23 protein-coding genes and 1 tRNA gene are annotated in these 24,495 nt (G+C 60.6%); 17 read left to right on the top strand and 7 right to left on the bottom strand.

Annotated features, from left to right (window positions below):
• Positions 1 to 46: 46 nt before the first annotated feature.
• From NW845_RS05565 to NW845_RS05510, 12 genes are all read left to right on the top strand, one after another.
• Positions 47 to 502: a hypothetical protein gene (locus NW845_RS05565; protein WP_414365067.1), complete on the top strand. Its 456-nt coding sequence runs from the start codon at positions 47 to 49 to the stop codon at positions 500 to 502.
• Positions 503 to 610: 108 nt separating this feature from the next.
• Entirely contained in the window at positions 611 to 955 is a 345-nt protein-coding gene (locus NW845_RS05560; protein WP_414365065.1) for an MgPME-cyclase complex family protein, read from the top strand.
• 396 nt (positions 956 to 1,351) lie between these two features.
• Complete coding sequence (locus NW845_RS05555; protein WP_414377356.1) at positions 1,352 to 2,707, top strand: MFS transporter; 1,356 nt, start codon at positions 1,352 to 1,354, stop codon at positions 2,705 to 2,707.
• Positions 2,708 to 2,888: 181 nt separating this feature from the next.
• The gene (locus tag NW845_RS05550) at positions 2,889 to 4,079 is read left to right on the top strand and encodes a glycosyltransferase family 4 protein (RefSeq protein WP_414377355.1); all 1,191 of its coding nucleotides are present in this window, start codon (positions 2,889 to 2,891) and stop codon (positions 4,077 to 4,079) included.
• A 101-nt stretch (positions 4,080 to 4,180) separates the two neighbouring features.
• Entirely contained in the window at positions 4,181 to 5,908 is a 1,728-nt protein-coding gene (locus tag NW845_RS05545) for a PP2C family protein-serine/threonine phosphatase (RefSeq protein WP_414377352.1), read from the top strand.
• Positions 5,909 to 6,001: 93 nt separating this feature from the next.
• Positions 6,002 to 6,220, top strand: a complete 219-nt coding sequence (locus tag NW845_RS05540; protein ID WP_414365060.1) for a hypothetical protein — start codon at positions 6,002 to 6,004, stop codon at positions 6,218 to 6,220.
• A 120-nt stretch (positions 6,221 to 6,340) separates the two neighbouring features.
• The gene (gene argH / locus NW845_RS05535) at positions 6,341 to 7,810 is read left to right on the top strand and encodes an argininosuccinate lyase (protein ID WP_414377375.1); all 1,470 of its coding nucleotides are present in this window, start codon (positions 6,341 to 6,343) and stop codon (positions 7,808 to 7,810) included.
• 123 nt (positions 7,811 to 7,933) lie between these two features.
• Positions 7,934 to 8,554 carry a hypothetical protein gene (locus NW845_RS05530; protein ID WP_414377350.1) on the top strand — a complete coding sequence of 207 codons (621 nt, stop codon included), beginning with the start codon at positions 7,934 to 7,936 and terminating at the stop codon, positions 8,552 to 8,554.
• 891 nt (positions 8,555 to 9,445) lie between these two features.
• Complete coding sequence (wecB, locus tag NW845_RS05525) at positions 9,446 to 10,573, top strand: non-hydrolyzing UDP-N-acetylglucosamine 2-epimerase (RefSeq protein ID WP_414370501.1); 1,128 nt, start codon at positions 9,446 to 9,448, stop codon at positions 10,571 to 10,573.
• Positions 10,574 to 10,692: 119 nt separating this feature from the next.
• Entirely contained in the window at positions 10,693 to 11,268 is a 576-nt protein-coding gene (locus tag NW845_RS05520) for an ureidoglycolate lyase (protein ID WP_414377349.1), read from the top strand.
• 692 nt (positions 11,269 to 11,960) lie between these two features.
• Positions 11,961 to 13,085: a cell division protein FtsZ gene (ftsZ, locus tag NW845_RS05515; protein WP_414365925.1), complete on the top strand. Its 1,125-nt coding sequence runs from the start codon at positions 11,961 to 11,963 to the stop codon at positions 13,083 to 13,085.
• A 69-nt stretch (positions 13,086 to 13,154) separates the two neighbouring features.
• Positions 13,155 to 14,126: a D-alanine--D-alanine ligase gene (locus tag NW845_RS05510; RefSeq protein WP_414377346.1), complete on the top strand. Its 972-nt coding sequence runs from the start codon at positions 13,155 to 13,157 to the stop codon at positions 14,124 to 14,126.
• A 19-nt stretch (positions 14,127 to 14,145) separates the two neighbouring features.
• Here NW845_RS05510 and NW845_RS05505 read toward each other — a convergent pair whose 3' ends face one another.
• On the bottom strand, positions 14,146 to 14,592 hold the full coding sequence (locus tag NW845_RS05505) for a hypothetical protein (protein ID WP_414377344.1): 447 nt from the start codon (positions 14,590 to 14,592) through the stop codon (positions 14,146 to 14,148).
• Positions 14,593 to 14,750: 158 nt separating this feature from the next.
• Between NW845_RS05505 and bchM the strand changes: the two genes are divergently transcribed.
• Entirely contained in the window at positions 14,751 to 15,416 is a 666-nt protein-coding gene (gene bchM / locus NW845_RS05500; RefSeq protein WP_414377342.1) for a magnesium protoporphyrin IX methyltransferase, read from the top strand.
• Between the two features lie 171 nt (positions 15,417 to 15,587).
• Here the strand turns inward: bchM and NW845_RS05495 are convergent, their stop codons facing one another.
• From NW845_RS05495 to NW845_RS05480, 4 genes are all read right to left on the bottom strand, one after another.
• Complete coding sequence (locus NW845_RS05495) at positions 15,588 to 16,316, bottom strand: HEAT repeat domain-containing protein (RefSeq protein WP_414377339.1); 729 nt, start codon at positions 16,314 to 16,316, stop codon at positions 15,588 to 15,590.
• A 93-nt stretch (positions 16,317 to 16,409) separates the two neighbouring features.
• Complete coding sequence (locus NW845_RS05490) at positions 16,410 to 17,168, bottom strand: peptidylprolyl isomerase (RefSeq protein ID WP_414377336.1); 759 nt, start codon at positions 17,166 to 17,168, stop codon at positions 16,410 to 16,412.
• Positions 17,169 to 17,238: 70 nt separating this feature from the next.
• Positions 17,239 to 18,036: a hypothetical protein gene (locus NW845_RS05485; RefSeq protein ID WP_414377335.1), complete on the bottom strand. Its 798-nt coding sequence runs from the start codon at positions 18,034 to 18,036 to the stop codon at positions 17,239 to 17,241.
• Positions 18,037 to 18,097: 61 nt separating this feature from the next.
• Complete coding sequence (locus NW845_RS05480; protein WP_414377333.1) at positions 18,098 to 19,021, bottom strand: DUF1517 domain-containing protein; 924 nt, start codon at positions 19,019 to 19,021, stop codon at positions 18,098 to 18,100.
• A 207-nt stretch (positions 19,022 to 19,228) separates the two neighbouring features.
• Between NW845_RS05480 and NW845_RS05475 the strand changes: the two genes are divergently transcribed.
• From NW845_RS05475 to nusB, 3 genes are all read left to right on the top strand, one after another.
• Positions 19,229 to 20,092 carry a Cof-type HAD-IIB family hydrolase gene (locus tag NW845_RS05475; RefSeq protein WP_414377331.1) on the top strand — a complete coding sequence of 288 codons (864 nt, stop codon included), beginning with the start codon at positions 19,229 to 19,231 and terminating at the stop codon, positions 20,090 to 20,092.
• 14 nt (positions 20,093 to 20,106) lie between these two features.
• Positions 20,107 to 22,266 carry an ATP-dependent helicase gene (locus NW845_RS05470; protein ID WP_414377329.1) on the top strand — a complete coding sequence of 720 codons (2,160 nt, stop codon included), beginning with the start codon at positions 20,107 to 20,109 and terminating at the stop codon, positions 22,264 to 22,266.
• A gap of 111 nt (positions 22,267 to 22,377) precedes the next feature.
• Positions 22,378 to 23,232 carry a transcription antitermination factor NusB gene (nusB, locus tag NW845_RS05465; protein WP_414365935.1) on the top strand — a complete coding sequence of 285 codons (855 nt, stop codon included), beginning with the start codon at positions 22,378 to 22,380 and terminating at the stop codon, positions 23,230 to 23,232.
• Positions 23,233 to 23,237: 5 nt separating this feature from the next.
• Here nusB and NW845_RS05460 read toward each other — a convergent pair whose 3' ends face one another.
• Positions 23,238 to 23,576, bottom strand: coding sequence for a DUF29 domain-containing protein (locus tag NW845_RS05460; protein WP_414365936.1), 339 nt, complete (start codon positions 23,574 to 23,576; stop codon positions 23,238 to 23,240).
• A gap of 76 nt (positions 23,577 to 23,652) precedes the next feature.
• Positions 23,653 to 23,724 (bottom strand) — tRNA-Gly (locus tag NW845_RS05455).
• A gap of 103 nt (positions 23,725 to 23,827) precedes the next feature.
• Here NW845_RS05455 and ssuE point away from each other — a divergent pair.
• Positions 23,828 to 24,355, top strand: a complete 528-nt coding sequence (ssuE, locus tag NW845_RS05450; protein ID WP_414370493.1) for an NADPH-dependent FMN reductase — start codon at positions 23,828 to 23,830, stop codon at positions 24,353 to 24,355.
• The last annotated feature ends 140 nt before the right edge of the window (positions 24,356 to 24,495 follow it).

Here is a 24,495-nt window from a genome sequence, read left to right as displayed (position 1 = left end):
TCAGTGCAAGGCGGTCGGAATCCTTTCTTATCTTATACTTAGGCTCATGTCCCCTCCGTATGGATCCCTCCGTGCCGGCATCACTGCTCTCAAGCAGGAGCGCTACTTAGAGGCGATCAACCTTCTCGAGTCTTTCTGCTACTGCTGCTCGATTCAGGAGAGCTCACCCCGCCAGAAAGAGCGCAACGGTTCCAGGATAGATCCTGAGGAATGCGCTTTGGCGCGGGTAGCCCTGGTTATGGCTTATCAGGGAAGCGGCGACTTGGAGCGCTCGACTGCCCTCTGCCAGGAACTCTTGGAGCAGGGGGAAACCCCTTCAACTCCCCTCTGGGCGCAGGAATGGGCAGCTCAAGCTCTGCCTATCCTCAAGCAGGCTTCAGAGCACTCTATGTCCCCTGAGGAAGTGATAGCGCGGCTACCTGTCCTCCGGCAGTTGCAAGACTGCCAGTCCCTCCGCAGATCTCGCGATCCGGCCCTGCATTTACTCAAGTCTGCCAACTAATTCTGCCAGTAGGTTAAAGTTGGCAACTCTAGGCAAGAGCCGGCGGGAGAAGTTGTGTTTTTGCCAGGAACCCCCCTCTAGGCGTTTGAATCTTACACTTTTCAGAGTATGCCTGCTGCTGAGCCCACCACCTACCACTTTATTGTTGCCAGTCTGTCTTTTTTGCGCTCTGAACCTCTGGAGGAAGTGCTGGAGGAGCGTCGCCGACACTATGAGGAGCACCATCGCCCCATCGATTTCTTTTGGGTGCCCCAGCCGGCTTTCATGGAAGCTCCAGAGTTAAGGCTCCTACGCAACAAGTTGAAGGAGCCGCTGGGGGCAGTGGTCTCGACCAATGAGGATTTCATCCGTTGGCTGGCGCTGCGCCTCACTTTTGTGGAAAAGGGCAGCTTTGTAGCCCCCAGCGAGTCGATCCCGGATCCCTTGCGCTCCCTATCGTTGTCAGAAAGCTGATAGCCTTTCCCCACCATCGCCTTAGCGGCTTGCTCAGGGGGGAGGCACAACTTGGGCGGCCAGGGGTAAGCTGCCCTGGAGGGGAGGCAAGTTTGATTGCAGGCTAGGTCAAGATTTAAGATTAGGGCACCTCTCCCAAGCCAGCAGCGGTAATGCTGGAGCGCGGCAGGGAAAGCCAAGGCGGGAGAGAGGGATATGCTGGACGGGGGCACCATGACTTTGGAGCAACGATGGGACTGGCCGGAAGGGGAGGTGGAGGTCTGCCACCGGACTTCTCATCTTCGGGATCTTCCTTCCACATTTCCTTCAACTGAGGTGCTGAAGTCAGAGGCCCCCCCACTTGAGCCGCCGGCAAGTCCCCCCTCCGGCTCGCTGAAGTGTTCGTCGGGGGATCCCTTGCCAGAGCCCCCTCCCCAGGATCCCAAAGAGGATAGCCAAGTGGATTCCCCTTTCTCAGGGACAGGCCTGGGAAACTTTGCTGCCGTCCTGCGTCGACCCAACTTCCTGCTGCTGTGGATGGGGCAGGTGTTTTCCCAGTTGGCCGACAAGGTGTTGTTGGTGCTGCTGATTGGGTTGATCTCGAGGCAGTTTCAGCCGGAAGGGGCCTCCATCAGCGGCTGGGTGGCGGCGGTTATGCTGGCTTTTACGCTGCCGGCGGTGTTGTTGGGCAGTCTGGCAGGGGTGTTTGTGGATCGCTGGCCCAAGAAGGGGGTGCTGGTGCTCTCCAACGTGGTGCGCGGGATCCTGGTGCTGCTGTTGCCGCCGCTGCTCTGGCTCACCGCCGGGCGTGACCTTTGGCCAGGGATCCCTTTGGGCTTTGGCAGCCTGTTGCTGGTGAGCTTTGCCGTCTCTGTCTTGACCCAGTTTTTTGCTCCTGCCGAACAGGCCACTCTGCCGCTGATCCTGCCTAGGCGGGAGCTGTTGGCGGCCAACTCCCTCTACACCACGACGATGATGGCTTCGCTGATCGTCGGCTTTGCCATTGGCGAGCCCCTATTAACGCTGGCGGATCGCTGGGTGCGCGCGTGGTTGCCCGGCTGGGAGGTAGGGCCAGAGCTGTTGGTGGGGGGAGCCTACCTGTTGGCGGGATCCCTGCTGCTGCTGTTGCAACCCCACGAGAGGCTGGAGCCCCGGCCTTGGCAGGCCCCCCATCTCTGGGAAGATCTCAAGCTGGGCCTGCAATACATCGGGCAAATGCCCTTGATCCGCGCGGCCCTGCTGCAAATGGTGGTGCTCTACTCGCTGTTTGCGGCGCTGGCGGTCTTGGCGGTGCGCATGGCCGAGGTGACGGCGGAGCTGGAGGCAGATCAGTTTGGGGTGTTGCTGGCGGCTGCCGGCCTGGGCATGGCCATTGGCGCCTTTTGGGTGGGGCATACAGGCCGGCAGGTGAGCCGTCGCGCCTGGAGTGGGCTGGGATCCCTGTTGCTGTGTCTGTCCTTGGCGGCCTTGTCCTGGACGGAGGGGAAGCTGTTTCCCAGCTTGGCTTGGATTGCCCTGCTGGGCTGTGGAGGGGCGTTGGTGGCGGTGCCCATGCAAACCTTGCTCCAGGAGGAGACCCCCGAACATCTGCGCGGCAAGGTTTTTGGACTGCAGAACAATGCGGTCAACATTGCTCTCAGTTTGCCGCTGGTTTTGGCGGGGGTGGCGGAAACGTATTTCGGCCTTGCCTGGACGTTTCTCGGCCTGGCAGCCCTGACCGGGTCGGCGGGGCTGTACCTCTGGGGTCTGCTGGGTAGAGAGGGGCACAGATAAGTTTTTCTGCTGGATAGCTGCGGCGTAGGGCTGGGTATCTGTCAATGCCTTGTCGGTCTAGGTTTCTCCCCTGAGAGGGGAGCAGCGGGCCGACGTGGGATGCGAGTCTGCTACCCTTATAGAGGCTTTGAATCGCACATCCCGTTGCAGATCAGCGTTCTGGCGCCGTAGGGATCCGCCCATGCACATCGCCTGGATAGGCAAGAAGGCACCTTTCTGTGGCAACGTCACCTATAGCCGTGAGGTAACCAACGGCCTTTTGGAGCGGGGACATCAGGTGAGCTTTTTCCATTTCACCAACGAAAGCCCCTCCCCCAGCCTGGAGGCCCCTGCTGTAGAGGGATCCCGTCGGGGGAGCCGTTGGCATGCTGAGCTGGCGGGGCGGGATGTTTCCCTGCCCTGTCTGTACAAGTCGCAGATTTACACGATCCCAGCTCCCAACGCCAGGCGGTTGCTGACCCAAGCCCTACGGGAATTGCAGCCGGATCTGGTGCATGCCTCGCTGACGATTTCTCCCATCGATTTTGTCCTGCCGGAGATCTGCGCTGAGCTCAACCAGCCCCTGGTGGCTACTTTCCACCCGGCTTTTGACCGACGGCGGCGCAACATCGCCTCCCGCACCCAATACCTGGCTTATCAGCTCTATGCCCCCTGTTTGGCCCACTACGACCGCACCATCGTCTTCTCGGAAACACAGCGGCAGATCTTGGTCAGGCTGGGGGTGAGCCGCGAGCAGGTGGTGGTCATCCCCAACGGCGTCGACGTGGATAAGTATTCGCCGGGGCCCTCCACCCTGAAGCAACGGTTGGGGCTGGAGCGGGTCTTTGTCTACCAAGGACGGATCTCACCGGAAAAAAATGTCGAGGCCTTGCTCAAAGCCTGGAAGCAGGCTCAAATGGGTGAGAAGTGTGGCCTCCTGATTGTGGGGGATGGACCCCTGCTCAATACCCTCAAGCCTTTCTACACCCGCCAGCACGGGATCCACTGGCTGGGCTACGTTGCCGACGAGCAGCAGCGCATCGAGATCCTGCGCGGATCCGACGTGTTCATTCTGCCCTCCTTGATTGAGGGGCTGTCTTTGTCGCTGCTGGAGGCGATGGCCTGTGGGGTAGCGGCAGTGGCTACCGACGTCGGTGCCGATGGCGAGGTTTTGGCCGATGGAGCCGGGATCCTGTTGGATCCGGGGCGGGTGACGGTGGAGCTGCAAACGCTGCTGCCTCTGTTGCGGGATCAACGGGAATTTACGCAACTGCTGGGGATGAAAGCCCGCCAGCGGGTGCTGGAGCGCTATACCCTCAGCTACAACCTTAGCCAGTTGGAGCAGCTCTACCAGGAGCTGAGTCAGGGGTCCCGTCAGCGCCGCCGGGCGTAAGGAGGACTACTGGGATTGGGCTAAAACTTTTGTGATAGAGCTTCTGATATTTTTGCTAAACTGCATCGTTATGTCTCCAAGGGATTTCCTCTAACTTCCCGATGGATGAGCACGGCCCGCAAAAAGCCTTTCCGGCCCAGCCCCCTGCCGGGCTGTCGGGTTTGTCCTGGTCAGAGTCTCTGCTTGCCCAAGGTGCGGACAGAAACTCCTTTCCCACCAACGTTCCGGCTGCGTCGCTGTCGCCCCTTGATGAGCAGGGCGATCTGCGCTCGGCTCAAGTTGGCCCAGAGGAGGAGCCCGAGGCGGCCTTGGAGGAGAGGGAGCTGACGGAAGTGAAACCGGCCATCTTGCCCGCCCCGCCGAAGCCGGAGCCGGTGGTAGAGCTGGGGACAGAACAGCAGCCGATGCTGTATTTGCTAGGGGGATTGGCCTTTGCCCTGCGCTCCTTCAACAACCTAAACCAGATCCTAGAGCTCACTGCTTTTGTGGCCAGCCAACTCACCGATGCCGAGGGCGGAGCGCTGGTGTTGTTCAACCCCAACGGCACTATTCAGTTGGATCAACTGCATTGTTCGGATCTGAACCGGCGCGAGCAGATTCGCGCCGAGATGGAGCAGATCGCCCAAGCTCTGTCGGCTCAGGAGCCGATTTTAAAAACCGAGGGATCCCTGTCGGTGAAGATCCCGGCCTTGGAACATCTCTTGGACGAACGCCTGCGCCAGAGCCTGGGGCCAGATGTGCGCCTGTTCGGGACGCCGCTGTTGATTCGCAGCTCCGTCCAGGGGCGCCTGTACGTCTTCAGCCGTCAGCCCGGCTACCAGTGGAATGAACGTCGCCAACAACTGCTGCGGTTGGTGGCTGACCAAGCGGGCGTGGCCATCGAGAACGAGCGCTTGACGGCGGCCTTACGCCGCAAAATGGCTCTGGAAAAAGAAATGGAGATTGGCTCCTACATCCAGACCCAACTGCTGCCCCGCCACTACCCCCAAGTCAAGGGCATTCGGCTGGCGGCCCGCTGCCGCGTGGCCAGCAAGGTGGGGGGCGACTACTATGATTTCATCAAGATCCCCAGCGAGCGGCCGGAAAACTCTGAGGCCGCCGCCGATGAGCCGGTTGGATCCCTGGCCCCTTCCCCTGAACCATCCGAAGACTTTCGCTTGGCCATCGTGATTGGGGACGTGATGGGCAAAGGTGTCCCTGCCGGCATGTTGATGAGCATGACCCGTGCCATGGTGCGGGCAGAAGCCCTCAACCGCCACTCGCCGGCCCGCGTTCTCCAACATCTCAACCGGGCCATGTACAGCGATCTGGAAAACTCCAATCGCTTCATCAGTCTGTTTTACTCAGAATACGATCCCCGCTCCCGTCGCCTCTGTTTTAGCAACGCTGCCCATAACCCCACCCTCTGGTGGCGGGCCCGCACCCGCGACATCCAGCCCCTAGACACAGAAGGAGCGCTGATTGGCTTAGAGGAACACAGCCAATACTCGGAAGCCTGCGTGCAACTGCAGCCGGGAGATGTTGTAGTCTATTACACCGATGGCTATGTCGAGGCCGCCAATACCCGCGGGGAGCGGCTGGAGACCTCAGGCTTGATGGACGCCATTCAACATGCTGCCAGTCGCTACGAGTCGCCCGAGGAGATCTTGGAGAACCTTTTTGAGCAGATGGACGCCTTCCGGGGCCGCCAGGGATCCCGTCCTGTTGTCCCAGAGCCGCCGGCGGATCCGGAGCTCTTGTTTCAGGATGAGATTTCCCTGCGGCCTGAGCCGGTGGACGATACAACGCTGGTGGTGTTGAAAGTATTGCCCGATTCTGAGCCAACCTAGCTACGAAGGTTCAAACTAAGGGTACTCTCTAGCTAGGGAAGCCTCTTGGGTGGTGGCCCGCTTTCCTAGTTGACCTTTGCCTGAGGTATAAGCATGCACTTCACTGCTCCTGGCTCCGAGCTCTCCTCGGTTTACTTGCCGGCCTCGCCGGCCTTGCAGACGGAAGTGATTGTCGCCCAGGTGTTCCGGCAGGACGTGCTGGCCGATATCCGCAGGGGTTGGAACAACTTCGTGGAATCGGGCCAAATTTGGGCGCTTTTGATAGGAATCGTGGCGGGCTACATGCTCAAGAGCATCACCAGCTCCCACTAGAGGCGGTGGCGCTCGGATTCCTTGGCCCTGAGGTGGCGGCGCCTTGGCCGTCGCCGCTTTGCTTACTTTTTTTAGACGAGTCTTTCTGTGGTGGTCGATCCCTATCCTCCTTCCGAGTCCATGTCCCAGCCGACGGCACCTTCCACCCCGCGCCCCTGGAGCGGACGCTTTGCGGGATCCCTGCACCCTCAGATTGCCCGCTTCAACGCCAGCATCGGCTTCGATATTCGCCTTTTGCCCTACGATGTGGCCGGATCCCTGGCCCACGTGCAGATGCTGGGGGCTTGCGGCATCTTGAGCCGCGAAGAGGCAGAGCAAATTCGGCAGGGGCTGGAGCGGATCCAGAAGGAAGTTGCCGAGGGCATCTTCCAGCCTGACCCTGAGGCGGAAGATGTCCACTACGCCGTCGAGCGCCGCCTGGTGGCCTTGGTGGGGGAAGTGGGCAAAAAACTGCACACGGGGCGCTCCCGCAACGACCAAGTGGCCACCGACCTGCGCCTTTACCTACGGGATCAAATCGACGCTATCCGGCACTTCCTCTGGGAGCTGCGGGGGGTTTTGTTGGACTTGGCCGACCAGCACGTGGAGACGCTCCTACCTGGCTACACCCACCTGCAGCGGGCCCAGCCCATCAGCTTGGCCCACCACCTCCTAGCCTACGAAGAAATGCTCTGGCGGGACTGGCAACGCTTGGGGCGGGTGCGGGAAGAGATCAACGTCTGCCCCCTGGGATCCGGGGCCTTGGCTGGCACTTCCTTGCCCATCGACCGGCAGCTTGTTGCCCATCTGCTGGGGTTTGAGCGCATCAGCGCCAACAGCCTGGATGCGGTGAGCGACCGCGACTTCCTTGTGGAGTTCCACGCTGCCGCCAGCCTGATTCTGGTGCATCTCAGCCGTCTCTCGGAAGAGATCATCCTCTGGGCCACGCAGGAGTTTGGCTTTGTCGCCCTCACCGATGCCTGTGCTACCGGCTCCAGCCTCATGCCCCAGAAGAAGAATCCCGATGTGCCGGAATTGGTGCGGGGCAAGACAGGGCGGGTGTTCGGCCATCTCCAAGCTCTGCTGGTCACCTTGAAGGGGCTGCCTCTGGCCTACAACAAAGATTTGCAAGAGGACAAAGAGGGGCTCTTCGATACCGTTGATACTGTAAAGGCCTGCTTGGAGGCGATGACAATCCTGCTCCGGGAAGGCATCCAATTCCAAACCCAACGCATGGAGGCCGCCGTACGGGAAGATTTCTCCAACGCCACCGATGTGGCCGACTACCTGGTGCGCAGAGGGATCCCCTTTCGCAGCGCCCACGATCTGGTGGGCCAGATCGTGCGTACCTGTATGGCAGAGGGGATCCTGCTGCAGGATCTGCCCTTAGAGCGCTGGAAAAGCTTTCACCCGGCCTTTGAAGCGGATATTCTGGCAGCTATCGATCCCCAGCGGGTAGTGGCAGCGCGGCTCAGCCCTGGAGGCACTGGCTTTGCAGTGGTGCGGGAAGCCTTGCAACGGGCCCAGGCCCGCCACCAACAGGCAGAGCCAGCAGAAGAACCCCCACCGACCCGCCTCTCCCCTGGCTCTGGGCTGCCCTTCGAGGGCTGAGCAGTGGCTCTCCCTCCCGCCCTCTTCCCCTCAAGGAGAGGGGAGCCAGCCGCCCATTCCTGCTTGCCCTCTCTATCCGTGGAGCGACCCCCCAGCCATTGGCCTTGAGAAACCGGAGGAAGGATGCGAGCCAGAGCCATCTCCCCACCCCCGTCTGCCCTAGGAGAGGTGGTGGAGGCCGACACCACAACTTTTGTGGCCCAGTGCCTAAGGCCGGAACGCCTGACCTTCCCGACCCTGCCCGCTCTCGGCAGTTGGATCCGCTCCCAAGACGAGGAGACCGGCAACCTAATCTATGGGGTGGTCTGCTACGCCGCCATGACTCCCATCGATACGGTTCACCGCCCCAGAGCGTTGGGCCTCTCCCCCCAACAGCTGCGGGAGCAGCAGCCCCAGATTTTCGCCATCTTGCGCAGCGATTTCCGCGCTGCCATTGTCGGCTTCGTTAGCGGGGGACGAGTTTATCAGTACCTGCCGCCGCGCCCGCCCCAGATTCACCAGCCGGTCTACCCCTGCTCTGAAAGCGAGGTAAGGGAGTTTTGCCGCTCTTTTGAGTTTTTGCGCACCCTGCTGCGTGTCAACGGGATCCCCAGCGACGAGTTGGTGGCCGCTGTCATCCGTCAGACTTACCGGATCTTGAACCGGGATCGCCACTGGTTGGTGCAAGCAGGGCGGCAGTTGAGCTCGCTGTTGCGAGATGATTACGAACACCTCAGCGCAATTTTACGAAAGATTGAAGCCTAAGCGAAGAAATATTGAGAATAGTCCTGAATCCCGCCGAAATTTCATCTGAGGGTGATAGCCTGAGGCGAAATCTTGTGAATCATCCCTTTTGTACCCTATTTCTTGCGTCAAAATGTTTAACAAATTTAATCCCTCTGACAAACCCTCCAAAGGCAACTGGGCAGGTCGCACTTTTTCCGCTGCTGTAGGCGCTTCGGTGGCAGCGGCTATTTGCATGGCTCATGGCCAGCCGCCCTTCATATCGCTGCTGGTGGCCAGTTGTGCAACGGTGTTTACCCTCGTTTGTGATGAGATGAGCTGGATATAGGCTCGGGGCCAGCTTTGGGCTTTTAGCCCGTCTGAGGCAACCATCGAACGACAAGAACGACAAGATATCGACAAGATACTCTCCGGATCAAACGCCGCTAAGAGTCTCTCTGGAGGATGCGTAAGCGTCTGCTGCGCAGTTCGTCTTGGCGGGCCGTAGTCCTTGGCAAGCTAGAAGAGGGCGGATACGGATTCCTGTCTCTCCAGGCTTTTGGCTGGATCTGGAGGTCCTGGTAACTGTCGCTGGCCCGGCAGCCTCCAGGCCCACTTGGGCAAGGTGGGCAGGGATCGAGCAGCGCTGTTTGGTTTTGATGTTTTTTGCCGGATCCCTGCCAAGGGCTGGCTTCGGCGAAGCAAAGGGTAGAGCAATCGGGGGTTAAGATCGGGGGAAGCGCCCTCTGCTGGTTTCTCTTTGCCTATAGTTGGCCCCAGGGACATCCCCATCTACAGAGGCTGTGCTGCCGCAACCTGAGAACCAGTCAGGCCCTTTCCAAAACCTGATTTCAAAACCTGATTTGATGGTCGCTCTGTCTGGAGCCGAGTCAGAGCTGCTCGCTTCCCCCAAGTGCCGATGCCCTTGAGCCTATGACCTCCCTTCCTCTGGTTTCTGTGATCTTGGGCACGCGGCCCGAAGCCATTAAGCTAGCTCCGGTAATCCAGGCCCTGCGGGCCAGTCCACACCTGCGCACTGAGGTGATCCTGACAGGGCAACACCGGGAGATGGTGGATCAGGTGATGCGGCTCTTCGGCCTACGGGCGGATCGGGATCTGGAGATCATGCGTCCCCGCCAAAGCCTGACTGACATCACCGAAGCCACCCTGCGCGGCCTGGAACCCTATTTTCAGGAGCGCCAGCCCCAACTGGTTCTGGTGCAGGGCGATACTACGACCGCCTTTGCCGCTGCCCTGGCCGCTTTCTATCAACGCATCCCGGTGGGGCATGTGGAAGCCGGCCTGCGCACTGACGATCTCTACCACCCTTTTCCTGAAGAGGCCAATCGCCGTCTCATTTCTCAGTTGGCCAGCCTGCACTTTGCCCCCACCCCGCAAGCGGTGGATAACCTGAAGCGAAGCCACGTGGTTGGCTCCATTTACTGCACCGGCAACACCGTCATCGACGCCCTGCTGCAGGTGGCCGCCCACGGGATCCCTTGCCCCATCCCCGGCCTAGACTGGCAGCGCTACCGCGTTTTGTTGGTTACTGTGCACCGGCGGGAAAACTGGGGGGATCCCTTGATAGCCATCGGCCAGGCTCTGCTGCAGATTTTGGCGGAGTTCCCCGATACGGCCCTCCTCTTGCCTCTCCACCCCAACCCCGCGGTGCGGGATCCCCTGCAGGCCCTGTTGGGATCCCGGGAGCGAGTTTTTCTTACCGAGCCCTTGGACTACCCCTGCTGGGTCAGCGCCATGCAGCGCTGCACTCTCATCCTCAGCGATTCCGGTGGTATTCAAGAGGAGGCCCCCGCCCTGGGCAAGCCGGTGCTGGTGCTGCGGCAGACCACCGAGCGGCCGGAAGCCGTTGCTGCCGGCACCGCCCGCCTGGTGGGTACCCATCCCGAAAAGATCCTGGAGGCGGCCCGAGAATTGCTCACGGATCCCCAGGCCTACGCCCGCATGGCCCAGGCCCAAAACCCCTTCGGCGACGGCACCGCTGCCCGGCAAATTTGCCACATCATCGAGAGGCAGTTTAACTCGCCCATCTCACCAGAATAAGGCCCGCAGAGGCTCAGACTGTTGTGGGGAGAACCGTTGCCTGCTCCTCCCTTGCTTAAGATGCGGCTGCTCCGAAGAACTCTATGACTCAAAAAGTCAGTTAACTGAGGAGACCGACCATGAGCAAGACCCCAACTGGCACCCCTGTTGTTCGTGTGCCAATCGTGGAGGCAACCCCCGAAAATGTGCGGCCCTTCGGCCAACTGCTAGGGGATGATGTGGCCCATCCCGGGTTGGGGATCCCCTTTTATCAGGGGCGCGTTTTAGAAGGGCAAAACATCGACTTCCAGTACACTGGCAAAGCCGTCATCCGCACTGCCAAGATCCTGCCCGGCTACCCGGCTGTGTTCTGGCTAGAGCGCCACCTGCGTATGACCCAGTTGTTTGTTGCCTTGGGACAGGAGCCATTCATCATGGTCATGGCTCCCCCCAACCACCCCAAAACCCTCCCCGACCTGGACAAAGTGCAAGCCTTGCGCTTCCCTGCCGGGCACGGGCTGCTGCTGCACCGCGGCACCTGGCACGATTTCCCCATCGCCGGCGAGCGCCCCGTTGTTGTGCTGACTGCCAACTCTGAAGAAGTGGTAGAGGCCCTGGCCAACATGACGACGGCCCAGGAAATGGATCAGGGGGACGTGCTTAAAATTTCCCTGCCCCAGCGGCTGAACGCCGAGATCCATTTGCAGCCGCTCTAAGCCCATGGGCGGATCCCTGACGGCAACCCTCCCCCTGACTCTTTCGGCGCGGAAGCCTTCGGGTAGTTTGTAGAATACCCAAACCTCAGCATTAAAAATCGGCAAAAATTGGCAATTGGTCTGCCAGGCCCTAATTGGGAGGGGTGAGTATTCTCAAGTACTCCGAAAAGAAAACGCAAGGTTAGCTTTTAGGCAAGCGCAAGCTCGGCTCCGACCGAAGCGCGCTGGGAGCAACAGTTTGCCCTAATTTGGGATCTATCTACTAGGTGTTCGGGAATACATACCCTTCGATAGGAACCTCGCTTGTACAAAAGAGGAAGCTTAACTGCAAAAGAAGATTCATAGGCAAAGTACGAAACATGAAAGCGCCCAAATTATCCGGATGAGGCTCTTTTTGGGGGCCGCATCCGCCTAGAAGATCCACAAACGTCTTCACCGTTGGCATCGGAGGAGAGTTGCCTTATATTAAATCAGCTAGCATGCTCGATATTTGCCAGAATTAAGCTATCTTGAGGGCTGACATGCCATCCAGCAATTGGTCAGACTTCCATCCCCCCAATCCCGGGCAGGGTTTGGAGCAAGCCCAGTCAACGCCTTCCCCCTGGAGTGAGCGCTACGTGGGGGAGGACTCTCAGGTCGAGTACGAGAGAAACGGAGCCCAGACCAAGGCGGCGAATCATCCAGAGGGGAACATGCCGAGCAATGCCGCGAAAATTAAGGTGGTGGGCGTGGGGGGTGGAGGTGGCAACGCGGTCAGTCGGATGGCGGCCAGCAACCTCAAGGGCGTCGAGTTTTGGAGCATCAATACGGATGCTCAGGCCCTCGCTCAATCCTCAACATCGACGGTGAACCGCCTGCAAATCGGGCAAAAGTTAACCCGAGGGTTGGGGGCAGGCGGCAACCCGGCCATTGGTCAGAAAGCTGCTGAAGAGTCCAGTGAAGAAATTGCCGCCATTCTCAAGGGGGCGGATCTGGTCTTTATTGCCGCTGGCATGGGCGGGGGCACAGGGACAGGGGGAGCGCCTGTGGTTGCCCAGATTGCCAAGGCCAGCGGTGCCCTAACCGTAGGAGTCGTAACGCGGCCTTTTTCTTTTGAGGGCAAGCGGCGCGCCAAGCAGGCCGAAGAGGGGATCCAAGCTCTGCAGGAGGCAGTGGATACCCTGATTGTGATCCCCAACGACAAGTTGCTCTCGGTGATCTCCGAGCAAACCCCTGTCCACGAGGCCTTTCGCGTCGCGGACGATGTCTTGCGCCAGGGGGTGCAGGGCATCTCGGACATCATCCTCATCCCCGGCATGATCAACGTGGATTTTGCCGATGTGCGCAGCGTGATGGCCGATGCTGGCACTGCCCTAATGGGCATTGGCATGGGATCCGGCAAGTCCCGCGCCCGCGAAGCCGCCATTACCGCCGTGTCTTCGCCCCTTCTAGAAACTTCCATCGAAGGGGCCAAGGGCGTGCTCTTCAACATCACCGGCGGGCTGGATCTGTCGTTGCACGAGGTCACGGTAGCGGCTGAGATCATCGCCGAGGCTGTGGATCCGGAGGCCAACATCATCTTCGGCACTGTGCAAGACGAGCGTATGCAAGGGGAGGTGCGCATCACCGTCATCGCCACCGGTTTCGACCGATCGCGGACGGCACCCAGTGCTTTCGCAGCCAAAACCGCTGTTGCCAACCCCAACAAGGTGGGGACGCGCAAGCCCACCTTTCCTAGCCCTGAGCCATCGCCTCGGCAGCCCCCTGAGCCTGAGCCCCCTGCTTCCGGGGGCTTGGACATTCCCGAGTTTTTGCGCCGCCGCCGCCCTCCTTCGTAGGGTAGAGTGGGGGGATGCGGCTATCCTGGTGCCGGTTGCTGAGAGTGGGGAGTGCTTTGGGGTTAAGCCATGAACATTGTTGTCTTGGCAGGGGGTCGTTCGGCAGAACGGCAGATCTCTTGGGTCACGGGCAAAGCCTGTAAGCGGGCGCTGGAGGATCTGGGGCATCGGGTAAAGCTAATCGACCCCGAGGAGGATCTGCCGCTGCGCCTTTGGCAGGAGCGGCAGGCCGGCTGCGAGTTCGTTTGGATTGCCCTGCACGGCCCCGGCGGTGAGGATGGAGTGGTGCAGGGGATGCTGGAGTGGCTAGGCCTGCCCTACCAGGGATCCGGGCCGTTGGCCAGTGCCCTAGCCATGGACAAGCTGGTCTCCAAGCAGATCTTTCGCGCCGAAGGGATCCCCACCCCTGAGTGGCTGGTCTGGGATGAAGCGCAGCCGCTCTCCTGGGCCGAGTGCGTGGCGCACTTGGGATCCCCGCTGGTAGTGAAGCCCAGCAACAGCGGCTCGACGGTGGGGATCAGCATTGCGCGGGATGAGATGTCGTTGGCTCAGGGGCTGGCGCTGGCCCGATCGGTCTCGTCGCGGGTTTTCCTGGAGCGCTACATTCCCGGCAAAGAGATCACCCTCTCCATCCTCTCCGGCCAGGTTTTCCCGGCCATTGAGATCATCCCCGCTCAGGGGGATTTTTACGATTACGAAGCCAAGTATGCCCCCGGCGGCTCGCGGCATTTGATCCCTTGTTCCCTCAGCGGGGCAGGGTTGGCCCGCTGCGAGGCGGCAGGGCTAAGGGCCTATCAGGTGTTGGGATGTGAGGGCCTGGCACGGGTGGATCTGCGGGTGGATGCCGACGAAAACCCCTGGGTGCTGGAGGTGAACACCCTGCCCGGCATGACCCCTACTTCGCTTTGCCCTGATGCGGCAGCGGCGCTGGGGTGGACGTTTACGGAGCTGGTGGAGCGGATGCTGCAGGATGCCCTGCAAAGGGCAGCTTCGACTCGCCCAGCCCCGTCTGGATCCGGGTCTTCACCACAGCCGGCTTGATCCCCAGCCAGACTGCTTTCTAGAGAAAGAAAAGGAGCAAGACCGCCACCGCCATCCCGACCATCAGCACTGCCGGCCACAGCCAGGCAATACGGGATCTGCCCTTGCCAGCAGCTTTCTTGTCGAGAGCCTTTTCTCTGGGCTCAGGCTGGGGGCTGGCGGAATCGGGAGCAGCCAGCGTCAGATCCTGCAGCAGCCGATGGCTTTGTTTTTCCAGCACGAGCGTGGTTTCCTCAGCGCCCAAGAGAGGATCCCGCAGTGGCTCGGTTTGCTGCCACTCGTATTCGGAATGCCCCAACGCCGCCAGCCCGGCTCGCACCTGTTGGGTGAGATGGGGGTGGTTGAGCTGCGTTTGCGGGGAGCGGTTGAGGAGAACGTGCAAATGGCCCTGGCGACGTTTGACAGCAATTTTGACAGGGACAGCCAAGCTGGCCTGCAACGCCTGGGCAATCTCAGCTTCCGTCATCAAGTTTTATCCCGCTGTAGGCATCTAATACAGCCGTGGAATAGGGGTTGGAAGTGGGAGCAACGGCTTCAAGGTAGAATGTATCCGCATCTCCGGGGAGACATCGGCTTGCCAAGAAGTGATTCCCCGGCGGATCCCGGCATACAACTGGCAGTCTTATGCAGGAAAAAACCATCGTCCGCAACTATTTCAACACAGTCGGCTTCGAGCGCTGGCGCCGCATTTACGGCAACGAGGAAGTCAATTTCGTCCAAAAAGATATTCGACTGGGCCATGCCCGCACGGTCGAGACGGTGTTGCAATGGCTGGGGGATCCCTCTGGTTTGCGCATTTGCGATGCCGGCTGCGGGGTGGGCAGCCTTAGCTTGCCTTTGGCCGCCCGCGGGGCGCAGGTATTTGCCAGCGACATCTCGGAGCAAATGGTCAACGAAGCGCGTCGCCGCCAACAGATGGAGCTGGGATCCACAGACAACCCCCAGTTTCAGGTTTTGGATTTGGAGGAACTGACAGGGGAGTACGATGTCGTCGTCTGCCTGGATGTGATGATCCACTATCCCGAAGCCGACGCCCTGCGCATGCTCAGGCACCTGACCGGACTGGCCAAGTCTCGTCTGCTCTTCAGCTTTGCTCCCAAAACTCCCTGGCTGACGCTGCTGAAGAAAGTGGGGGAGTTTTTCCCCGGCCCCAGCAAGACCACCCGCGCCTATCAGCACCGCGAGGCGACGCTGGTGAGCCACCTTACTGAGTGGGGCTGGAAAGTGCAACAACGGCAAACCATTCAAAGCCGCTTCTACTTTGCCTGGCTGCTCGATCTGGTGCGCTGAAGCCGCCGCCCAGTTACAGTCGTTTCCAATGGCAATGAAACCGTTCGTTGCGTCGATCCCTACCTCCCCTCTCCCGAAGGGAGAGGGGCTGGGGGGGGTCGCGTGAGCCGCGCCGCGCGCTTGGGCTGTCTCCCTGAGGGAGTAGGGCTGGCGGTCGTCGTGGCGGGTAGTTTACTTAAGGTTATCCGCTTGCTCCGGCAAGTCGGGATCTGCCAACTTTAGGAGGGCAAGCCGCGCATCATCCCGCACTCCCCAATCGGGATCGCAGCTGGCGCTTGTCAGCAATTGCCTTTTCAACATCGCGTAAACGGTGGGATCCTCGAGAGCCAATTTCACCTGTTGCCCGAGGATCCCCAGGCTCCAGGCACAGTTGCCGCGGACTGCCGCCACCGGATCGTGGGCCAAACCCCGACAGAGGGCTGCCGCTACCTCCTGCAGAGCCGGGCCGGACAACACCTGAGCTTGGGCCAATTGTCCGAGGGCGCTGGCCGCCCACAGTCGCACTGCCGCGATATCTTCAGCCAATACTTCCAGCAACACCGGATAGGCGCGGGGATCCTTAGCATTGCCCAGGGCCCACACCAGGCCTTTGCGTACATAGCCATTCCAATCGCGGCGCAAGCTGTCGATCAGCACCTCCACCTCAGCGGGAGCCGGATTGCGACCCAGGGCATAGGCTGCTCCCACCCGCACCAACGGGCAGGGATCCCTGAGCAAAGCCAATAGGCGCGGGATGGCGCGGGGTTCTTCGATCTCACAGAAGGCGCGGGCTGCCTGCATCCGCAAACGGGGATCCGGATCCTGCAACTGCTGCAGCATCCGCTCCACATCCACCTCCGGCGGCGAGTGAGGTGGCAGCTCGTCTAGGGGTTCAAGAGGAGAAAAAGCGTCTTCATGCATGAAAAGGCGCCCACAGGTTGCTGGAGAGGGCGAGCACAAAACTCTCCCCTCCCCAAGCCACGACAGCCGAACCAGCAGCAGAGCTGCTGCCTATCATAAACCGCCGGGGGCCGCCGTCTGATCTGCTCCTGCTGGATACCTGAGCAAGTCCGCTCCTTCCAGCACCCGCGCCGAGCGGATCACATCCCCCACCTGGAGGCGCTCCACCCACTCCATCCCCTCGATGACATAGCCGAACACGGCATAGCGCCCATCCAGGATCGGCAGAGCAGAGAGGGCGATATAAAACTGGGAAGAAGCCGAGTCGAGAGGGCTGGAACGGGCCATGGCTACTGCCCCCAAGCGATGGGGCAAGGCCAGCTTGCTCAGGGCGATGGGATCCTCAATCAAGGTGTTGTAGCGGGGATGAGGCTCCCCGCGCACCTGGATCTCCAAAGGGATGGTGCGCAAGCGGTTGCTGCCCGGCTCGGTGGCGCCGCCGGTGCCATCCCCCCGCGGATCCCCGCCCTGCACCACAAAGGGCTGGGGATCTTTCTCCACCCGATGGAAGGTGAGACCGTTGTAAAAGCCCCGCTGCACCAAATCCACAAACTGGCCGGCAGTAAGGGGCGCCTCCTCCCCGTGGATCTCCAAGAGAACCTTGCCCACTCCTTCGGCAGTTTGCACCTCTAACTCCACCACTGCCTTCCCTTGCAGTTGCGGGCGATGGGCGTAGGCCGCTGGGATCCCAGATGGAGAGCCAGAAGAGGGGGGCGCACTGCGACAAGCGAACAGACCGAGACAGAGGTACCCCAAAGCTAAGCCCAATCCCACTCTGCCGCGGCTCATTCGCCCCAGCTTGGCGAATTTCATCTGCCCCTTCTCCCTTTTTTGATCCAACCTTCCACAGGGATCCCTCTCCCGATGAAAGAAGGATATCTAGCTAGATCCGTTGCGACAACCCCAATTGCAAGGTGACGCTTTGAGCGCCATTGCTTACCCTCACCCCGTAGGGGCTGATGGAGGTGACCCGCCACTCTGCTTTCACCGCCTGGCCAACCGGCACCTGTCGCACCACGTTGTCAATCAGAATCAGAGCCTTGGGATCGCCTGGATCGTGGATCAACCCCACCAGCTTCATCTGCGGCACAGGCTGGGCCCAGATCCCCGCCAACGCCGGCGGAGCGGCTACCCTCGGGGGAGGAGGAGCACTGGTTGCCGCTGCAAGGGTAGGAGCGGCAGCCACCGGCGGAGTTGCAGAGAGTGTTTTCGCCTCCGGCTTGACCAAGGTTGTCCCAGGTGGCTCCTGAGACGAAACTTCCGCAGATGGATCTCGAGGAGTTCCACCTCCCGCAGATGGGGGCAGGGATGGTTCCTGGGCCAGCAGGAAATCGGAGTTGGGAGAATCGGGGGCCTCAGTCAAAGGATCCCTCAGCCGAGGAGGAGTGGCCTGAGAAAAGACTCCTGGCCGGGGGCGCAGGGTCATCCAGAAGGCTAGCCCTGCCACCAGAGTGGTCGCCAAAGCCAAACCCAGTAGGATCCCTGAGGCAATAGAAGAGCGCCGCAAAGGCAGCGGCGGGCGCGTGCCCCAATAGGGGTACTCTTCCACCAGCCCTTCTTCAAGGCTGTGCTCCAAATCCTCAAGCAGCTCATCCAGCAGGGAATCTGCTTGACTCGTGTAACCCAATGCAGCCCAAGGAGAACGACGGCTCCTGTCTGCCGAAGCATCAAACCCGGACATAGAACCTCCCTTGGCGGTGAGACCCCTAGCCGACAGCAGCCGTCTTCTCACCCCAGCGCCCTCACAGGAGCCGCATTTCCGGGTACTCGGTCAACAGCGCCTCTGCCGACAGGGTGTCTCCTTCCAACTGCGGCGTCCACAGCACTTCGATGGCCACAATTCGCTCCGCCGGAATGGAGGCCAACTGCAGCAGGCACTGCCGCAGATCCGCCGCAGATTTAACTACAGGTAGTGTACCTGAGTTGCCTCGATACGCAACTAGTAGAGTAACGACCAGATACTCGCCGACATCCGGGATTTCGGCAGCAGCGCGTTTCAGAACTGCTTGGGGAACCTGCTGAATCTGGTTGTTGCGGTTGCTGAGGGTTTCGGCGCTGAACTTGCTGCGCTCCTGTAGGGAAGCTTGATAGAACAGAGACTCGGCGCGGGAGAGGGGCAGCTTCTCTGCTTGGGCATGACCATAGGCCCAGTAGTCGCTGTAGCGCATCAAGCCGAGGGTGACCTCTTGCAACAACTGGCTCAGCCCTTCCGGCGATTGGGTATCCGCTTCCAGAGCCAGGGCGTTCATGTCTTTTTGCAGTTGTCGGGCGCTGGCCAGCAGGCCCACTTTTACCTGAGCCACCGTTACCGGCAGGTCAGCAACCCCCTCGTCGCCATCTTCAGAAACAGCCGAGCGCAAGCTGCGCACCAGAAAGCTACCGGCCCCAATCAAGAGCAGCAGTGTCAGCAGGCCGCCACCACCACCCCAGAAAAAGGGCACCACTAGGGGAAACCCAAACCCCCCTCCATAGCTGGGGTACACCGGAGCCGAGCGGGGGGCAGAGAAGGTCGGAGAGCGGAAAGAGCCACCGCCAATGCGACCACCACTGCGGGCCCAGACAGTACTGACAGGAGCCAAAGCCAAGATCAAGGCCAAGGCAACGGCTAGCAAAGGCCGGCAGACGCGACCAATTCGTTTCAGCATGTTCACGGTGTTTTTGTCCATCACGGAGCTAGTCTTCCTCAATTGTATGCTCTTTCCCTAGACAGCAGAGGGCAGGGATCCGATCCCCCAGCCGGCTATTTGAGGTATTCAATCCCTATCGAGATTCTTCATCAATTTCAATTTCCCATCGAGCTCGGGTTAATTTGACTATCGACAAACTCCGCAGCAGTCGTGTTAGGGTCTGGGAGGTTGCCAGGAGGAGGGGCAATGCAAACTGGAGCAGAAGCTCAAGTCCAGGAGAAAAAAAGGGAAAAGGGAGCTTGGATCCAGAGGGACATTCGGCTGTTGGTGGTGGACATCGACGGCACGATTGCGGGGCCTTCCAACCAGGTTTCGGAGCCGGTGCGGCAGGCCATTCAAAAAGCCAAGGCTGCAGGCGTGCGGGTGGCCATTGCCACAGGTCGGATGCATCGCTCTGCTGAGCGGTTTCATTACGCCATTGGAGCGGACATGCCCCTCTGCAGCTATCAGGGGGCGCTCATTCGGGATCCCGACAGCCAAAAGACCCTGAAGCACTGGAGCCTGGACTGGTCGCTGACGGAGGAGCTGTTGCAGGTGCTGCAGGATCAGCCGGTGGGGGTGCACCTCTACATCGATGACCAGCTCTATGTGCGAGAGCTCAGCCCCCTCAGCCAAGCCTATGCCGAGCGCTCCCAGGTGCCGCTCCAGATGCTTTCCCCCGCCCAATATGGGAAAAGCCCCACCAAGATCCTGGCTGTTTGTGAAGATACGGAGTTTCTGCAGGCATTACAGGGATCCCTGCGGCAGCGGTATTCTCCTGAGCAGATCTACCTCACCCGCTCGGAGCCGATTTTTCTGGAGGCCACCCATCCGGCGGTGAACAAGGGCAATGCCGTTCGCTTTCTGGCGGAAGAGCTGCTGGGGGTGTCAGCGGAGCAGGTGATGGCCATCGGCGATGGCGACAATGACATTGAGATGCTGCGGTATGCAGGGATCGGGGTGGCCATGGGGAATGCCTCGCCGGCTTTGCTGCCCCACGCCGATTGGGTGGCTCCTCCCGTCAGCGAAGATGGAGTGGTGGCGGCCATCGAGACTTTTATCCTCGGCTAGGTAGGGATCCGAGGGTGGGTTTGGCTGCTTCTCCTTTTTCCCAAGTCGCGTTGCGTCCAGAACAGCAACGGGCATTGGCGTATCGCTCGGGGCCTCTGGGGATCGCGGCAGTTCCGGGGAGCGGCAAGACGTTCATCCTGGAGCTGCTAATCGCCGATCTCATCCTGAAGCGAGGGATCCCACCGGATCGCATCGGGGTGTTCACCTACATGCGTTCGGCACGGGTCAATCTGCTGCGCCGTATCAACCAACGCCTGCAAGAGGCGGGCTACCCAGATCGCTTTACCCAAGCCTTTACCTTGCATTCCCTAGCGCTGCGGGTGTTGCGGGAGGCCCCCGGCCCTTGGGAAGAGCTGTCCATCCTGGAGGGATATGAACAGGAGCGCCTGCTCAGCCGTCTCTGCCGCGCCTGGCTCGCCCACCACACTTACCTCTGGGAGCCGCTGATTCCCCCCGACGATTCCCACCAGAAGGTGGTTCGAAACCGGACGCGGTTCCGGCGCAGCTTCCAACAGATGGTGCAGGCGGTGATTAGCACGGCCAAGAATCTGCGTCTGGGGCCGGAGCAGATCCCTGCTGATAGGGAGGGCTATCTGGGTTGGGCGGCTCCGATCTATGCTGCCTACCAAGCGGAGCTGCGCCGCCTGGGCAAGCTGGACTACGACGACCTGGGCTGGCAGGCGGTGGAGCTGATCGAGCGCGACCCGGCGCTGGGGCAGCAGGTGCAAAATTGGTATGACTACCTGTTCGAGGACGAGGCCCAGGACAGCTCCCCCCTACAAGAAGAGCTGCTGCGGTTGCTCAGCCAGCGCACCGGCAACCTGGTGCGGGTGGGGGATCCCAACCAAAGCATCATGGGCACCTTCACCACCGCCGAGCCGCGGCTGTTTCGTGACTTTTGTCAGGCCAGTCCCCGAGTAATCCTAGAAGAGTCCAGCCGCAGCGCCCCCCAGATCCTCGAGTTGGCCAACCGCCTAGTGGACTGGGTAAACCAGAAGCACCCCATCCCGGCCCTGCGCACTGCCCTGGCTCCCCAGCACATTCGTCCGGCCACCACCGGTGGCCAGAATCCCCCGGCCAGCGAGGGGCAGGTGGAGTTTCGCCGGGTAGCCGGATCGCCGGAGGAGGAGCTGCAGGAGGTAACACGGTGGGCCCTGGCAGCCGCCCAAGCTTTCCCCGACCAGACGGTGGCCATTCTGGTCACCACCAACGAGCTGGGGGGCAAGGCCCTCGACTACCTGCGGGAACTGGGGGCAGAGCAGGTGATCGACCTGTTGCGGGGCAACCCCAGCCAGCGGCGGGTGCTGCTGCAACTCAAGGGAATAATCGACTGGTTGGCACAGCCCACTGTCCCCGCTCGCCTGGCCGCTGCTGTGGATCACCTAGCCGACTGGGCCGGGATCCCACGGGCTGAGCTGCAGCCGATGCTGGGCTGGATCCGCGCCTCACTGCCGGAGCGGCTGCTCTTTCCCCAGTTTGGGGAAGCCCCTACTTTGCCGGATAGCCCCTCTTGGCAAAGCCTGGGCAGGCTGCTGCGTACCCTGGGGGCTTGGCTGCGGGCTGGGCGCTCCCCTTGGCCGGAAGTGCTGAATGTAGTTGTCCAAAGCCTCTACCGCGAGCCGGAAGAACTGTTTGTGGGTCGCTACGTCATCGACCAGTTGGAGCAGGTGCTGGGATCCCTGCCTGAGGTCGATTGGCAGGAGATTGCCCAAGAATTTCAGGTGATTCTGGATTACCGCCTCAACAACCTGCCCTCGGAGATCTTTGCCTTCAACCCCGAGCCGGGCAGCATCACCGTTGCTACGCTGCACCGTGCCAAGGGTTTGGAATGGGATCAGGTCTTCATCCCCCAGGTGTCGGCCTACGAGTTTCCCGCCCAGTACGGAGAGCGTCGCCTTGGCCTAGCTTTTTTGGAAGATGTGGATATGCAGGCAGAGGCCCTGGCCCAGTTGCGACAGCTCAGCCGCAGAAGATATTGGGAGCTGCAGGCCAACTCTCCTACCGAACAGGCCTTTCTAGACTTGGCTGCAGAGCGGTTGCGGCTGCTATACGTGGGCATCACCCGCAGCAAGCGGCGGCTCACCCTCTCGGTCTCCAGCCAATCTCGCTTTGGCGAAGAGCAGAGTTCATCGTTGGTATTTCGCGTGTTGAGCCGCCCTTCCGAGGCGAGTTGACAGCGAGGCCTCGGGTTCTTCCTTGCCCCGCCGCAGCCTGCTAGCATGGCTAAGCCCGGTAGCACCGCCTTGCGGGATGGGGCAGTCGTTTAAAAGCATGGGTATTCTGCAATGCAACCTCGGCGTGTTGCCCGCGAACTGGCCCTGCTAGGGGTCAACCAACTGCCGGCCACGGCGGCCAAACTGAGCGAAAAACAACTGGAGGACTTGCTGCTGGCAGCCATCCGCGCCCTGCAGGAAGAGACCCATGAAACTCTCTCCACGGCGGCGGCAGAAATTCAGCGCAGCGATCGCCTGTTGCACGAGAGTGATCCCCTGTTATTGGCTGCTTCTGATGCCAAGGAAGAGGGCGGATCTCGCTCCCTTACTGTCCGCCTTCAGCAGGCCCAACGACATCTACAACGCTTGGAAACGGCTCTGAAGGCGGCCAACGCCCGCGACACCGCGCCGGGAGAATTGCTGGAGCTGGCCCACCAAGCCCAAGTGGCCCTCAGCAACGCCGGCCAAGCCCTGGAACACATGGAACAGCGGCTGTACAGCGTCCGCCACATCCTGGATGAGGTCGTTCAGTTGTCCCAAAAGGCGGTCAACCGGCTGGGAGCTGCCCTCTCCATGCCGGAGCTGTTGCACATCGCCCAAGCGCAAGAGGTGCGCACCTATGCTCTCCAACTGTTGACTGCCCTGCGCACCCATAAGGAGGCTATCGATGCCCGTTTGCAAGGGGTTTTGGTAGGCTGGCAACTGCAGCGGGTGGGGCGGATCGAGCGCGATATCCTGCGCCTGGCAGTGGTGGAAATGGAGATCCTGCGCAGCAGCCCCGACAAGGTCGCCATCAACGAAGCTGTAGAATTGGCCAAAAAATACGGGGATCCGGAGGCCGCCGCTTTCGTCAACGGCGTGCTGCGACGAGTGGTGGACAACCCGGTGGAGACCCACAGGGGCCCTGCTGCCGGTTCGGCGGGCTGAGCAGATCACGGGGGATCTTCCTTGCCAGGGTAAAAGTCGGGATCCATCACCTGCTCTAATGTGCAGGGACACTGGGCCGGCAGATCTGTCTCAGACAGGGGCGTTTCTCTCACCACCACCAGGATCCCGTCCTGATAAGCTTCTTGCGGGGCTGCCACGGGCTTGAGGCTGGGATTGTCCCTGAGCAACCGCTGGATCTGGCGGCGTTGTTCGGTCATCGTTGCCCGCCAACCTTTGCCTCGCAGGTGGGGCTGGAAGTGCCCCTTCAGCAGATGTCCTAGCAAGATCCCTGGCCAGTTCAGCAGGGCAGCTTGCTCTTGCCTCCAGAAGCTACGTGCTGCCACTCCTCCCTTCAACCTCGACACTGGCTAGGGGTAGGTTGGGATCGGCAGCGGCGAGAGAGGGTTTTGCTGGTTCAGAAGCGGGCGATGAGACTCGAACTCACGACATCCAGCTTGGGAAGCTAGCGTTCTACCACTGAACTACGCCCGCACAGAACCGGGCCCGGCATCCTGAAGCCCTGTCTCTTCTAGTTTATCATCATCTTGCACGTGGGATCCCTGATACAACTGAGGCAGCCTTCTGTCTGCAACCTATGTCCAGCATCCTCTTGCTCTCCGGTAGTCCCAGCACTCCTTCTCGCTCGGAAGCGATTTTGCATCACGCTGCCGGGATCCTGTCCGGTCTCGGGTTGACAACGGAGTTTGTCTCGGTGCGGGACTTGCCGCCAGAGGATCTGGTGCGGGTCAACTTCGAGAGCCCTCAACTCAAGCAGATTCAGGAAAAGGTGGCCCAGGCCGCCGGGATCATTCTCTCCGTCCCTGTTTACAAAGCTTCTTACCCAGGTGTGTTTAAGGCACTGCTGGATTTGCTAGACCAAGATGCCTTTACCGGCAAGGTGATTCTCCCCATCGCCACAGGCGGAACGCTGGCCCACCTGCTGGCCATCGACTTTGCCATGAAGCCGGTGCTGGCCGTGATGGGCGCAACCCATATCTTGAAAGGGGTCTACATCCTCAGCTCGCAAATCCAGTTTGAGGCGGACGGCACCCTGCGGCTGGAGGCCGACGTTGAAGAACGTCTGCAAGCGGGGATCCGAGCGCTTGCCCAGGCGGTGCAATAGAGGCATACAACTTCTAGGAACTTTTCAACGATTTTTCGTTCAGGCAGCAGGGGACAGCTAGTGAATGAACTACCCCACCGCGTAGGCGGGTGGGGTTTCCTCACCCGCTTGACAGCAGAGCTTTTGTCTCTTCTTCTGCC

The sequence above is a fragment of the Synechococcus sp. H60.2 genome (assembly GCF_047462315.1).
In the GTDB taxonomy this organism is placed as follows: domain Bacteria; phylum Cyanobacteriota; class Cyanobacteriia; order Thermostichales; family Thermostichaceae; genus Thermostichus.
Note: the sequence above shows the minus strand (reverse complement) of the source record. Positions and strands in the feature narration are given on the sequence as shown.